A 14,338-nucleotide genomic window follows, 5' to 3' on the forward strand; every position below is an offset into this window, starting at 1 on the left:
CGTATTGCTGCACGTGACTATTATGGCCTTAGTCTATTATTTCAAATCCCGTATACGGAACCAATGCCTTTGGTATGCGGATTCCTTCTGGAGTCTGGTTGTTTTCCAGCAAGGCGGCAACAATGCGTGGCAGAGCGAGTGCGGAACCGTTCAGCGTATGGCAAAGCTCTGTTTTCTTTTCTGCCGTACGGTAGCGGCATTTCAGACGGTTGGCTTGATAAGTGTCAAAATTAGAGACGGAACTTACTTCCAGCCAGCGTTTCTGTGCTTCGGAATACACCTCAAAGTCAAAACAGAGGGCAGCCGTGAAGCTCATATCGCCACCGCAAAGGCGCAGGATGCGGTAGGGGAGTTCCAGCTTTTGAAGCAAACCTTCCACGTGGTCCAACATCTCCTGGTGGGATTGTTTGCTGTGTTCCGGTTTGTCGATGCGTACCAGTTCCACTTTGGAGAATTCGTGCAGGCGGTTCAAGCCACGTACGTCTTTCCCGTATGAACCGGCTTCACGGCGGAAACATTGTGTGTATGCACAGTTCTTGATGGGCAACTGCTTTTCGTCCAGAATCACATCACGGTAGATGTTGGTTACGGGGACTTCGGCGGTAGGAATCAAGTAGAGGTCGTCCACTTCGCAATGATACATTTGCCCTTCCTTGTCAGGCAGCTGTCCCGTGCCGTAGCCGGAAGCGGCGTTCACCACTGTGGGCGGCATTATTTCCGTATAGCCGGATTTGCGTGCTTCGTCCAGGAAGAAGTTGATGAGTGCGCGTTGCAGTTGTGCGCCTTTGCCTTTGTATACGGGGAAGCCGGCACCGGTAATCTTGACACCCAGGTCAAAGTCTATCAAGTCATATTTCTTGGCCAGTTCCCAGTGGGGCAGGGCGTCTTTGGGCAGCTCGGTTTCCATACCACCTATTTTCTCTACTACATTGTCGTCGGCACCTACGCCTTCAGGCACGCTGTCGTAGGGAACGTTGGGGATGGTATAAAGCAAAGTCTGCAAATCGTTGGCAGCCTGGTCCATATTGGCTTGCAAGTCCTTGTTGACTTCTTTCAGCTCGGCCACGCGGCTTTTGGCGGCTTCTGCTTCTTCTTTCTTGCCCTCCTTCATCAGTTGTCCGATGGATTTGGAGAGTGAGTTGGCTTCTGCCAGGTTTTTATCTAGGATGGTTTGATTGGCTTTTCTTTTGTCATTGAAGTCCAGCACTTGTGCAATGGTTTCTTTTGCATTCTTGAAGTGCTTCTTTTCCAGTCCGCGGAGAACCGCGTCGGTGTTTTCTGTAATTTGTTTGATGGTAAGCATATCTTATACTTGTTTTTATGTTATTCGGTTTTGTGAGTGCAAAGATATGGAAAAAACAAATAAAGTGTTGCTTTTGACATAAAAGAAAGGGATGCAACCTATTCGGATTGCATCCCTTTTCCTTATTTCTTGTTCGGAAACTTATGCTTCTGCATTTTCTGCAGGGATAACAGAAACTGAACGTCTGTCTTCCTTGCCCACTTTGAATTGTACAGTTCCGTCTACTAAAGCGAAAAGAGTGTGGTCTTTTCCCATACCGATGTTATTACCCGGGTGGAATTCAGTACCTCTTTGACGAACGATGATGTTACCTGCTTTGCAAGCTTCGCCACCAAATATCTTAACGCCTAATCTCTTGCTCTGTGATTCGCGGCCGTTCTTAGAACTACCGACACCTTTTTTATGTGCCATTTCTTCTTACTGTTTTAATTGATTAAGCTACTACTTCTGTAATTGTTAACTCTGTGAATTGTTGACGGTGACCGTTCAACTTACGATAACCTTTTCTTCTTTTCTTGTGGAAAACAAGAACTTTATCGCCTTTTACCATGTTTGATACGACCTGGCAAACAACCTTTGCACCCTCTACTGTGGGAGCACCTACGGTGATGTTGCCGTCTTTGTCTACCAAAAGAACCTTGTCAAACTCTACTGTTGCACCGTTTTCTGCATTCTGGATGTGGTGTACAAACAGCTTTTTGCCAGCTTCTGCTTTGAATTGCTGACCGTTGATTTCTACAATTGCGTACATTTCTTATATATAATGTATAAGTTAGCTCCGTCGGGTGGTCTCTAATCACTTAGAAAGCACTTGGTCGAACCCGGTGCGGAATAATCGGGCACAAAAGTACTCTTTTTATTCTAAATGGACAAATGTTCTTTTGCTTTTTTGTTCTTTTAATGCAGATTGTACTTTTAGATTATTGGAGAAAAACTGTTTCATCAAGGAGAAACAGTCCGTGTAGGGATGGTTTCTGTTACAAAATGAATTTCAGAACATAGATACCGGCCAGCATCAGCGCCATTACAAGACACGCGAATATGACGAGTAGCACAAGACTGTAAGTCAGCATGAGGATAGTGCGCCAAAAGCTTCTCCACCAGGTGCAGCGGTACAATTGTTTGTAATCCCAACAGAATAGGACGAAAATAAGCCATAAAGGCAGCTCATACAAATCGTCTACCTTTGCGTACCCGTTGAAAGGCAGCACGATGATGCTCAGCAGGAGTATCTGGCAAGCTATGTAGGCTTGTATGAACACATGCTCCGTGGTATTGTAGTTTAACTTATATTTCCGGCGTCGGAAGGCAAGTTGGGTGGCAAGTGCAAACAAAGGCAGTGTGGCAATGATGCGGAATGCCTTGTTTCCGTGTCCCCAGCTCTTCATCAGATTCCATACTTTCATTAGGAAAGGAGAGTTCTGTAAGACTTTTTCCAGTCTGTCTCCCACTTCCGAGGTGTCGTTTACAAATTCATCGATGAGGTCGCCATCATCGCTGTTCTGTTCGGACACCTGTGTGGCAGAAGTGGAGTCGTTCTTCTCTTCCAGTTTGTTCAAGCTTTTCTCCAGGCTTTTTATAGTGATGGCGAGGGCTCGCTTTTCCTCTTTGCTATAGGTTTTCTCCATCTTTTTGGTAAGCTTCTCTTTAGCGGCAATGATTTCTTCTTTGTCTGTCTGCTCTGTCTTTTCCGTCTTTTCTTTTTTGCTTAGGGCTTCCGGGTCTACCAGTTGCACAGCCATGATATAAAGGGCTGCAAGAATGAAGAGTGTCTGGAACGGGCGAAAATACTCTACACGCTTACCACCGATGAAGTCTCTAATCATGTACCCCGGACGGTAGAGGAGTTCCAGAAGGGTACGTCCAAAGCCATTATCTATATTGAAGAAGCCTCCGGCAATGTTTTTAAGCGCGTTACTCAACCGATAGCGTGGAGTGTTACGGCTTTGTCCGCAACGGTTACAGTAGTTGCCGGTATAGGTGGTGCCGCAATTCAGGCAGGTGCAGGTTTCGTTGCCAGCGGGAGGAGTTTTTCTCCCTTGTATCAGCTTGATGTGAAATGCGCGTAAGCGTACTGCGCAGGGGTGCCACCATGAGTCGATGAAAGTTCTTGCTTTGTTGGGTAGTATCCTTCTTTTTTGGAGGATGCCCCACAATGTCAGTATGAAGACAACCGGGAAGAAGTTGCTGTCGTCGGTCATGTCCAGCTCTTCAATAGCCAACCAGAAGAGTGTCACTAGAAGGAGGATTTGCCAGACACTTATCCTTTTCTGTTTCCGGAGAGAAGTGGCATGCATGTTTTCCGGCCGGATGGGATTTTCAATCTTGAATATGGAAGGATGCTCCTCCTGAACTGCCAGCAGTTCTTCTAAAGTGTTCATTATTTTCCGGTGTGGGTACTTCTCCAATTCTTTGGCAGTGGTTACTCCGTGGGTGACTCCGGCAAAGTCTACTCCGGCTGCTTGGGCTGTTTCCGCATCTACCGTGCTGTCGCCTATATAGAGGGTCTCGGCTTTGCTGACATGTAGCCGCTTAATGGCAAGGAGTAGCCCTTCGGGAGATGGCTTGGCGGCTTTCACGTCTTCACCACCCACGATGATGTCCATAAAATCTTCAGGAAAATGCTGGTCGAGGAGTTCCTTGATGCGGAATCGATATTTGGTCGAGATGATTCCGATGCGAGCGCCGGAGTCCTTCAGTGCAGTCAGTACGGACTTGGTTTCCAGAAAAAGCACCGTGTTGACAGTCATATGCGTATCGGCCTCTTTTCGGTATTCTGCCTTGAATCCTGCCAGTTGTCCGGCATCTGTCACGCCGGTGAGGATGGAAAAAGAGTCTTCCAGAGTCTTGCCGATAGTACGTTTGATGTCGTCATCCGTCACCTCTGTATATCCGTGACGGGTCAGTACGTTGCGGAAACAAGTGACGATTCCGCGGGAAGAATCAGCAAGCGTATAATCAAAGTCGAAAAGATAGGTCGTGTAATTCATTGTGACTTTTTGTGACAAAGATAGTGTAAAGTATATTTTTACAAAATAAAAAAGAGGATTAATCGGAATTTTGTATTACTTTTGTTTGCATGAATTCTGTAGAAAAGTGACAAGATGTGTAAGTGTTTTATCCGGTTAGGTTGTTATACTATACACGTTAACCCTATAATGTTATGAATTTGATAAAATCTTGTTGTTTGTTTGTGGTCTTTTCATCCTTTCTGGCATGCACCTCGCAGGTGTCGGATGTGAAGAGTGTGTCTTATACAGAGTTTGTGAATCCCTTTATCGGTACAGATTTTACTGGAAACACCTATCCGGGTGCCCAGGCGCCGTTTGGCATGGTGCAGCTCAGTCCTGACAACGGACTGCCGGGCTGGGACCGTATTTCCGGATATTTTTATCCGGACAGTACCATTGCAGGCTTCAGTCATACCCATCTCTCCGGAACCGGCGCTGGTGACTTGTATGACATCTCTTTTATGCCGGTGACATTGCCTTATAAGGAGGCGGAAGCTCCGCTCGGCATTCACTCTTTGTTCTCTCATTCGGAAGAGTCGGCAAGCGCTGGATATTATCAGGTGCGTCTGAAAGATTATAATATCAATGTAGAGTTGACGGCCACCGAGCGTTGTGGCATTCAGCGGTATACTTTCCCAAAAGCCGATGCTGCCGTTTTCCTGAATTTGCGGAAAGCCATGAATTGGGATTTTACCAATGATTCTCACATAGAAGCCGTCGATTCGGTAACGGTGCAAGGTTACCGTTACTCTGACGGTTGGGCACGCGACCAGCGCCTCTACTTCCGTACACGTTTCTCCAAACCGTTTGCTGCGATGCAGCTCGATACAGCTGCCATAGAGAAAGAAGGCAAGCGGATAGGGACATCTGTCATTGCACGATTCGACTTTCAGACTAAGGAAGGAGAACAGATTCTTGTCAGTACTGCCATCTCCGGTGTAAGTATGGAAGGGGCGGCACGTAATCTAGCAGCAGAAGTACCTGATGATGATTTCGACAAATACCTGGCTGCTGTGCAGGATGATTGGAACGAACAATTGTCCCGGATAGAAATAAAATGCGATGACCGCGATGAGAAAGTCAAGTTCTATACAGCTTTATATCATTCGATGATTGCTCCTACCATTTACAGTGATGTGGACAGCGCCTATTACGGTCCCGACAAGCAAGTGCACCGGGTAGAGGGCTGGACAAATTACAGTACTTTCTCCTTGTGGGACACTTACCGTGCGGCTCATCCTCTCTATACTTTTATTGAGCCGGAACGGGTGAATGATATGGTGAAGTCCTTCCTCGCCTTCTTCGAACAGAACGGCCGCCTTCCCGTATGGAATTTTCAGGGGGGCGAGACAGATATGATGATAGGTTACCACTCTGTGCCGGTTATTGTAGATGCCTATCTGAAAGGTATTGGGGACTTCGATGCGAAAAAGGCCTTGGAGGCTTGTGTAGCTACTGCCAATATCGATTCCTATCGTGGCATTGGGTTATATAAGAAATATGGCTATGTTCCTTATAATGTGACGGATCAGTATAATTCGGAAAACTGGTCACTTTCTAAAACACTGGAATATGCATATGATGACTATTGTATAGCCCGTATGGCAGAGAAGCTGGGCGATAAGGAGGTTGCGGACGAGTTTTATAAGCGTTCCCGTAATTACCGGAATGTCTACAATCCGGTAAGTTCTTTCATGCAGCCCCGTGATGACAAGGGAGAGTTTATCCGGAACTTCTCGCCGGACGACTATACTCCGCACATCTGCGAGAGCAACGGCTGGCAATACTTCTGGTCTGTGCAGCAGGATATTGACGGTTTGATAGTTTTGACCGGAGGTAAGGAACGGTTTGCCCAGAAGCTGGACAGTATGTTTACTTACAATCCTTCTGCAGATGATGAGTTGCCTATTTTCAGCACCGGGATGATTGGCCAGTATGCGCATGGAAATGAGCCTAGCCATCACGTCATCTATCTGTTCAATGCTGTGGATCAACCTTGGAAAACCCAGAAATATGCAGCCCGGGTGATGCGTGAACTCTACCTGAACACTCCTGCCGGTTTGTGCGGCAACGAGGATTGCGGACAGATGTCCGCCTGGTATGTGTTCAGTGCGATGGGCTTTTATCCGGTAGACCCGGTTGGTGGAAAATATGAAATCGGTACCCCCCTATATCCGGAAATGAAGATGCACCTGCCCGGTGGAAAGACCTTTACGGTACTGGCGCCGGCGGTGAGCAAGGAAAATTGCTACATTCAATCTGTCAAACTCAACGGTAAGAACTATGACAAAAGTTATATTACGCATGAACAGATAATGGATGGAAGTGTTTTCGAATTTGAAATGGGGGATAAGCCAGGTCAGGCATGGTACAGTCCCCGATAACCGGCTAACATATGAATGAACATTTCGACTTGACATATAAATCCCTTTTCCGCAGGTATTATACCAACCTGCTGTTCTATGCCACACGCATTGTGGGGGAAGAAGATGCGGAAGATGTGGTACAGGATGTTTTCGTGGAGCTGTGGAAGCGGAAAGATACCATGAAGGTGGGAGAGCAGATTCAGGCTTTTCTGTATAGGGCGGTGTATACCCGTGCCTTGAACGTTCTGAAGCATCGGGACATTGTGAGTGGCTATGAGGCTGTCATGCTCGAAATCCATAAAAAGAGGGTTGAGTTCTATCAACCTGACAGCAATGATGTGGTGAAACGGATAGAGGATGCCGAACTCAGGAGGAAGCTGTCCGATGCCATCAATGAATTGCCGGACAAGTGCCGGATGGTATTCAAACTCAGCTATCTGCATGATATGAAAAATAAGGAGATAGCTGATACGATGGGAGTGTCATTGCGTACGGTGGAGGCTCACATGTACAAAGCTTTGAAGTTACTGCGCGATAAACTGGGGTATCTGAACCTGATGTTGGCTCTGTTTTTCATCGGGAAAGTAAGTGTTTTTGCGAGCAGCGTTGTTTTATTATCATAATGAAGGAAAGAATGAATAAGTTGAATGAGGAGATATTGGCCAAGTTCCTTATGGGTGAATGTACGGAAGATGAACTTCGTGAGGTGAACGCCTGGCTGGAAGGGTCGGGTGAGAATGCACGCGAATTGTTCAGGCTGGAGGAGATTTACCACTTGGGGAGACTGGGGGATACTTCGAATACACAAGACATAGAAAAGGCCGAAAAGCGATTGTTTAAAAGGCTGGAACAAGAGAAGACGAAACAATACAAGGTACGGAGGATGGTTGGGTGGATGCGGTATGCGGCCGTATTTGTGGGCTTCTTCCTTTTGGGAACTTTCGGCTATCTTTTTTATCAGACTTATAGCCAGCCGGAAACATTACTGGCTGTCACCACTCATGATAAGATTAAGGAACTGAAACTGCCGGATGGAACCAAAGTCTGGCTGAATAAAAACACTACCCTGAAATATCCACATGAGTTTGCAGGGAAGGGAAGAAAGGTTTATCTGGAAGGAGAAGGATATTTTGAGGTGATGAGGAATCTGGAAAAACCGTTTGTCGTACAGAGTGAGGCCATGCAGGTCAGAGTATTGGGAACTGTTTTCAACCTCAAGTCTGACAAGGCTAAGATGTCTGCAGTAGCTACCCTTTTGAAAGGCGAAGTAGAGGTGAAAGGTAATCATGGCGAGGGTATGATTATCCTTGCCCCCGGACAGAAAGCCGAGCTGAACGGAATGACTAGGCGTCTGGTGGTGAAGCAGGTGGATACGGGAATCGAAAACTGGCACAATAATGAGTTTGTCTTTGAGAAGGCTGACCTATACACCATTGCGCGTACATTGGAGAATTCGTATGGGGTGAGGGTAATTCTGGCACCGAACATAGATGTAAGCAAGACTTACTCGGGTACACTGAAGAAAAAAGAGAGTGTAGGGGCTGTGCTGAATCTGATAAAGAATGCCATTCCATTGGAGTATAAAATTGTGGGGAACAGTGTTTTCCTCTCCTCAACGAAGTAGGAAGGCTGCACAAATTCGAGATATGACGAGAAGAATTTATTTAATACTAACAACTTTCTAATATTATGCGAAAATTAATCCTATTGTTTTTTTTTGTGAGCAGTGCTTTATGGCTGCATGCCAAAGACTTTACCCGGTATGTCAGTCCTCTTGTCGGCACGCAGTCTACTTTCGAGCTTTCCACCGGTAATACCTATCCTGCGATCGCACGTCCCTGGGGTATGAACTTCTGGACTCCTCAGACGGGTAAGATGGGTGACGGCTGGCAATACGTCTATACAGCGAACAAGATCCGTGGTTTCAAGCAGACACACCAGCCCAGTCCTTGGATTAACGACTACGGGCAGTTCTCCATTATGCCGGTGGTTGGCAAACCCGAGTTTGATGAAGAGAAGCGTGCAAGCTGGTTCTCCCACAAGGGCGAAGTGGCACTTCCTCATTATTATAAGGTATATCTTGCCGAACACGATGTGGTTACCGAGTTCACCCCTACCGACCGTGCCGTATTGTTCCGTTTCACTTTCCCTGAAAATGATCATTCATACATTGTTGTCGATGCCTTTGACAAGGGCTCTTATGTGAAGATACTTCCGGAGCAGAATCGTATTATCGGTTATACTACCCGTAACAGCGGCGGTGTTCCCGAGAACTTCAAGAACTATTTCGTGATAGAGTTCGACAAGCCTTTTACTTATAAGGCTTCTGTAGCCGATGGCGTCTTGAGCGAGAATAAGGTTGAGCAGGAAGCCGGACATGCCGGTGCTGTTATCGGTTTCAAAACCCGTAAGGGTGAAGTGGTACATGCCCGTGTAGCCTCTTCTTTCATCGGTTTTGAGCAGGCTGACCGTAACTTGAAGGAGCTTGGCAATGACAATTTGGAAACACTGGTTCAGAAAGGTCAGGATGCCTGGAACAAGGTGCTGGGCCGTATTGATGTGGAAGGCGGAACCCTTGACCAGTACCGTACTTTCTACTCATGTTTGTATCGTTCCTTGTTGTTCCCGCGTGCATTCTATGAACTGGATGAGGCGGGAAATCCGATTCATTACAGTCCCTACAATGGGCAAGTGTTGCCCGGCTATATGTATACGGATACCGGTTTCTGGGACACTTTCCGCTGTCTTTTCCCATTCCTCAACCTGATGTATCCGTCGGTGAACAGGCAGATTCAGGAAGGCCTTGTCAACACCTATAAGGAAAGCGGTTTCTTTCCCGAATGGGCAAGTCCGGGTCACCGTGGCTGTATGATTGGCAACAACTCTGCTTCCGTGCTGGCAGATGCCTATCTAAAAGGCGTGAAGGTGGAGGACGTGCAGACACTGTACGAAGGTCTCATCAGTGGTACTAAGAGTGTCCATCCCGAGGTTTCTTCCACGGGTCGCCTCGGCTATGAGTATTACAACAAGCTTGGTTATGTTCCCTACGATGTGAAAATCAACGAGAACACTGCCCGTACTTTGGAGTATGCTTATAATGACTGGTGCATCTACCGCATGGCAAAAGAACTGAACCGTCCGAAGAAGGAGCAGAAACTCTTTGCGGAACGTGCCATGAACTATAGGAATGTATTTGATAAGGAAAGCAAGCTGATGCGTGGTCGTAATCAAGACGGCCAGTTCCAGTCTCCTTTCTCTCCTTTGAAGTGGGGTGACGCCTTTACTGAAGGTAACAGCTGGCACTATTCCTGGTCTGTATTCCACGACCCTCAAGGTCTGATAGACCTGATGGGTGGAAAAGAGTCTTTCGTAGAGATGCTTGACTCTGTATTTATTGTCCCGCCCTTGTTCGATGACAGCTACTACGGCCAGGTAATCCATGAAATCCGTGAGATGACAGTGATGAATATGGGTAACTATGCCCATGGCAACCAGCCCATCCAGCACATGATTTACCTTTATAATTATGCTGGGGAGCCTTGGAAGGCCCAATATTGGCTTCGTCAGGTTATGAACCGCATGTACACTGCCGGTCCCGACGGTTACTGCGGTGACGAGGACAACGGTCAGACTTCGGCGTGGTATGTCTTCTCTGCACTTGGTTTCTATCCGGTTTGCCCTGGTACGGACGAGTATGTACTGGGCGCCCCTCTGTTCCGTAAGGCTACCCTCCATTTCGAGAACGGTAAGTCCCTGACAATTGACGCTCCGGATAACTCACCGGAGAACATGTATATTGAGTCTCTCAAGGTGAACGGCGTGGATTATTCCAGGAATTATCTGACGCATGGCGATTTGCTGAATGGCGGTACCTTGAGGTTTGATATGGGCAGCCAGCCTAATATGAAGAGAGGTACGCAGCCGGAAGATTATCCTTATTCTTTCTCGAATGAACTGAAGAAGTAAAGAATAGTAATAATATAGTAAGAAAAGGGTTGCCTCGAAAATAAGTTGATATATCATTTTGTTATTTACTATCTGTATTATAGGTGTTTTTCTTGAATCAGGTGGAAATAATTATTTACTTCGTTAGTAATATTGAGCAAAATGATATATCAACTTGTTTTCGGGGTAACTCTTTTTTTTAGGATTAATGATAAAAAAGATACTTTTTCAGTAAGTGTATTTTCATTGTCTGTTGTTTTATATAGGAATGCGAGAGAATGAATCTCTCGAAGTAATTTATTGTATAACCTATAAATTGTGTTTATGAAAGACAATTATGCTTTTCGGAGTTCGACGTTCATGCGGGCTTTATTAGTTTTGTTGTTCATGGCAGTTTCTATCCAGTGGGGCTTTGCCCAGTTAAACCTGAATGTGTCTCGCGGCACATTGGGGACAGTCATTGAACAAATCAAGTCTCAATCCAAGTATCAATTTTTTTATGACGACAAACTGGCTGCGTTGCCGGTAGAAAACGTCAAAGTGAACAATGCGTCTATAGAAGATGCTTTGAATGTTATTCTCAAAGGGAAAGACATTTCCTATAAAGTGGAGGATAACATCGTTTATCTTTCTGAAAAGTCTGCTGCTCCTCAAGAGGGCAACCAACAAGGGAAAGAACGGACGATTACCGGAGTCGTGTCAGATGACATGGGACCTCTGATTGGTGTGAATGTATTGATAAAAGGTACCAGCAACGGGTGTATTACCGACCTCGACGGTAACTTTACGCTGACCACTACGGAGGCGAATCCGGTGATTGTATTCTCTTATATCGGTTATACTACGCAGGAAATCCCCGTGAAAGGTAATGCGCCGATTAATGTAATGATGGCCGGAGATACCCAACAGCTTGAAGAAGTTGTGGTTACTGCACTCGGTATCAAGCGTTCGGAAAAGGCATTGTCCTACAATGTACAGCAGGTGAATACAGATGCCATTACTTCCAATAAAGATGCCAACTTTGTGAACTCATTGAGTGGTAAGGTAGCGGGTGTGAACATCAATGCTTCTTCATCCGGTGTAGGTGGTGTATCAAAGGTAGTGATGCGTGGTACGAAATCTATCATGCAGTCTTCCAATGCACTTTATGTAATTGACGGTGTGCCTATTTTCTCTGGCCGTGGTACTGCCGGAGGTAAGGAGTTCGACTCCCAGGGATCTTCAGAACCGATTGCCGATATCAACCCGGAAGACATCGAGTCAATGTCAGTCCTGACTGGTGCCGCCGCTGCTGCCTTGTATGGTTCGGAAGCTGCCAACGGTGCCATTGTCATTACTACAAAGAAAGGTAAAGAAGGTAAGGTGAGCCTTACTGTCAGCAGTAATACTGAATTCACCAATCCGTTTGTGATGCCGAGCTTCCAAAACCGTTACGGTACGGGAACCGGTGGTGTGATGAGCACTTCAGGAGCCATGAGCTGGGGAGCGCCTTTGTCTGCAGCCAATAACTACAATTACAGCCCGAGAGATGATTATTTCCAGACGGGTATTGTAGGAACAGAGAGCATTTCTTTGTCAACCGGTACAGAGAAAAACCAGACGTATGCATCGGCTGCTGCTGTAAACTCCAAGGGTATTGTTTCCAACAACAAATACAACCGTTACAACTTTACGGTACGTAACACCACTACTTTCCTGGACGACAAGATGACTCTGGATTTCGGTGCAAGCTATATTCTGCAGAATGACCAGAACATGACGAACCAGGGTACTTACAACAACCCGTTGGTGGGTGCTTATTTGTTCCCGCGCAGCAACGACTGGTCTGATATCAGCATGTATGAGCGCTATGACGCTGCCCGTAAAATTTATACGCAATACTGGCCGGTAGGTGACGAAGGTATGGTAATGCAGAATCCTTATTGGATTAACTACCGCAATCTGCGCCAGAACAAGAAGGACCGCTATATGCTGAATGCCGGTTTGAGCTATAAGATTCTGGACTGGCTGACTGTTTCAGGACGTGTACGTTTGGATAACTCCAACAATGATTATACAGAAAAGTTCTATGCTTCTACCAATACACAGCTCACCGAGAGCTCTTCACGAGGTCTTTATGGTATTACCAAGACGCAGGACAAACAGTTGTATGCAGACTTCCTGGTGAGTATCAACAAATATTTCGGTGAAGATTGGTCACTCCAGGCCAACGTCGGTGGTTCATTCTCCGATATACGTTCGGATGCAATGAAAACACGTGGTCCGATTGCTGATGGTGGCGATGCCTTCAGCGGCGAACCGGTAGGTTTGACCAACTACTTTGCCATCCAGAACCTGAGTGCCAGCAAGACACAGCGTTTGCAGGAAGGATGGCGTGAACAGACCCAGTCTCTCTTCGCTTCGGCTGAGCTTGGTTACAAGAACACTTACTTCTTGACGCTGACCGGACGTAACGACTGGCCTTCACAGCTGGCAGGTCCCAACTCCAACAGCAAATCATTCTTCTATCCTTCAGTCGGTGGTTCTATTGTACTGTCTGAGTTAATGCCTAACTTGAACAAAGATTATCTTTCTTTTATAAAGGTTCGTGGTTCATGGGCATCTGTTGGTAGTGCTTTCTCCAGATATTTGGCTAATCCCCACTATGAATGGAATTCAAGTTCCGGCCAGTGGAGTATCACGACCCAATATCCGTTGTACAATTTGAAACCTGAACGTACCAATTCTTGGGAAATCGGTTTGAACATGCGTTTCCTCAAGAACTTTGAATTGGACGTGACATATTACAATGCCAAGACTATGAACCAGACATTCAACCCGCAGTTGCCTGTCAGCGGTTGGTCGGCTATGTATATCCAGACTGGTGCCGTACGTAACTCCGGTATTGAGTTGTCGCTGAATTACAAGAATACCTGGAAAGATTTTACATGGGATACCGGTATAACCTTCTCCAGTAACAAGAATAAAATCCTGACTTTGGCAGACAATGCCATCAATCCCGTTACCGGTGAGCTGTTCTCTTTGAGCACGTTGAATATGGGTGGCTTAGGTGATGCCCGCTTCTTGCTGAAAGAAGGTGGGAGCATGGGTGACCTTTACTCACTGCGAGATATGAAACGTGATGCCAATGGACAGATTTTTGTGGACCAAAATGGAACGGTTGCTACGGAAGCCATAACGGACCCGGATAAATACATCAAGTTGGGAAGCGTACTTCCTAAAGGTAATTTGGCTTGGCGTAATAACTTCATTTGGAAGAATTTCACAGCAGGTTTCTTGATTTCAGCCCGTTTGGGTGGTGTGGTTTACTCACGTACACAAGCTATGTTGGACTATTACGGTGTGTCCGAGGCTTCTGCCGATGCACGTGATTTAGGTTACGTGTTGGTGAATGGTAGAGATAAGGTAACCCCCGAAACATGGTACGGTGTAGTAGGTAGCGGCACGTCTGTTCCCCAATACTACACTTATTCTGCTACCAATGTTCGTCTGCAGGAAGTATCTTTGGGTTACACCATCCCCAGAAAGTTGTTGAATGATGTGTGCGATATCAAGGTTTCGTTGGTAGGCCGCAACTTGTGGATGATTTACAGCAAGGCTCCTTTCGATCCCGAAAGTGTAGCTTCTACCGATAACTTTTATCAGGGAATAGACTATTTCATGATGCCGGCTTTGCGTAACATCGGCTTTAGCTTGAGCTTTAAATTTTAATA

At 46.3% G+C, this 14,338-nt stretch carries 9 protein-coding genes; 5 read left to right on the forward strand and 4 right to left on the reverse strand.

Translation table 11 applies throughout. From position 1 onward, the window contains the following. Positions 1-28: 28 nt before the first annotated feature. The 4 genes from serS to DW039_RS03895 form a co-directional block, all read right to left on the reverse strand. A complete protein-coding gene (gene serS / locus DW039_RS03875) occupies positions 29-1,303 on the reverse strand; it encodes a serine--tRNA ligase (RefSeq protein ID WP_005828896.1) in 1,275 nt (424 codons plus the stop codon). A 141-nt stretch (positions 1,304-1,444) separates the two neighbouring features. Continuing rightward, a complete protein-coding gene (gene rpmA, locus DW039_RS03880) occupies positions 1,445-1,714 on the reverse strand; it encodes a 50S ribosomal protein L27 (protein WP_005828893.1) in 270 nt (89 codons plus the stop codon). A gap of 22 nt (positions 1,715-1,736) precedes the next feature. Beyond that, positions 1,737-2,054, reverse strand: a complete 318-nt coding sequence (rplU, locus tag DW039_RS03885; protein ID WP_005828892.1) for a 50S ribosomal protein L21 — start codon at positions 2,052-2,054, stop codon at positions 1,737-1,739. A gap of 226 nt (positions 2,055-2,280) precedes the next feature. Beyond that, the gene (locus tag DW039_RS03895; protein WP_022401695.1) at positions 2,281-4,293 is read right to left on the reverse strand and encodes an HAD-IA family hydrolase; all 2,013 of its coding nucleotides are present in this window, start codon (positions 4,291-4,293) and stop codon (positions 2,281-2,283) included. A 173-nt stretch (positions 4,294-4,466) separates the two neighbouring features. On the opposite strand from DW039_RS03895, the gene DW039_RS03900 reads away from it, so the two are divergent. From DW039_RS03900 to DW039_RS03920, 5 genes are all read left to right on the forward strand, one after another. Then, positions 4,467-6,698 (forward strand): GH92 family glycosyl hydrolase, encoded by a 2,232-nt coding sequence (locus DW039_RS03900; RefSeq protein ID WP_117749677.1) that lies wholly within the window; start codon positions 4,467-4,469, stop codon positions 6,696-6,698. An 11-nt stretch (positions 6,699-6,709) separates the two neighbouring features. Beyond that, positions 6,710-7,303, forward strand: coding sequence for an RNA polymerase sigma-70 factor (locus tag DW039_RS03905; protein ID WP_005828885.1), 594 nt, complete (start codon positions 6,710-6,712; stop codon positions 7,301-7,303). A gap of 11 nt (positions 7,304-7,314) precedes the next feature. Next, complete coding sequence (locus DW039_RS03910) at positions 7,315-8,304, forward strand: FecR family protein (protein ID WP_035450066.1); 990 nt, start codon at positions 7,315-7,317, stop codon at positions 8,302-8,304. A gap of 65 nt (positions 8,305-8,369) precedes the next feature. Beyond that, positions 8,370-10,646 carry a GH92 family glycosyl hydrolase gene (locus tag DW039_RS03915; protein WP_120381713.1) on the forward strand — a complete coding sequence of 759 codons (2,277 nt, stop codon included), beginning with the start codon at positions 8,370-8,372 and terminating at the stop codon, positions 10,644-10,646. 303 nt (positions 10,647-10,949) lie between these two features. Beyond that, entirely contained in the window at positions 10,950-14,336 is a 3,387-nt protein-coding gene (locus DW039_RS03920) for a TonB-dependent receptor (protein ID WP_120381714.1), read from the forward strand. The last annotated feature ends 2 nt before the right edge of the window (positions 14,337-14,338 follow it).

The sequence above is a fragment of the Bacteroides sp. AF39-16AC genome (assembly GCF_003602735.1).
GTDB lineage: Bacteria > Bacteroidota > Bacteroidia > Bacteroidales > Bacteroidaceae > Bacteroides > Bacteroides uniformis.

Bases quoted from the DNA above. Each gene is read 5' to 3' on its own strand.
- serS (WP_005828896.1), bottom strand. From the start codon at position 1,303: ATGCTTACCATCAAACAAATTACAGAAAACACCGACGCGGTTCTCCGC.
- rpmA (WP_005828893.1), bottom strand. From the start codon at position 1,714: ATGGCACATAAAAAAGGTGTCGGTAGTTCTAAGAACGGCCGCGAATCA.
- rplU (WP_005828892.1), bottom strand. From the start codon at position 2,054: ATGTACGCAATTGTAGAAATCAACGGTCAGCAATTCAAAGCAGAAGCT.
- DW039_RS03895 (WP_022401695.1), bottom strand. From the start codon at position 4,293: ATGAATTACACGACCTATCTTTTCGACTTTGATTATACGCTTGCTGAT.
- DW039_RS03900 (WP_117749677.1), top strand. From the start codon at position 4,467: ATGAATTTGATAAAATCTTGTTGTTTGTTTGTGGTCTTTTCATCCTTT.
- DW039_RS03905 (WP_005828885.1), top strand. From the start codon at position 6,710: ATGAATGAACATTTCGACTTGACATATAAATCCCTTTTCCGCAGGTAT.
- DW039_RS03910 (WP_035450066.1), top strand. From the start codon at position 7,315: ATGAATAAGTTGAATGAGGAGATATTGGCCAAGTTCCTTATGGGTGAA.
- DW039_RS03915 (WP_120381713.1), top strand. From the start codon at position 8,370: ATGCGAAAATTAATCCTATTGTTTTTTTTTGTGAGCAGTGCTTTATGG.
- DW039_RS03920 (WP_120381714.1), top strand. From the start codon at position 10,950: ATGAAAGACAATTATGCTTTTCGGAGTTCGACGTTCATGCGGGCTTTA.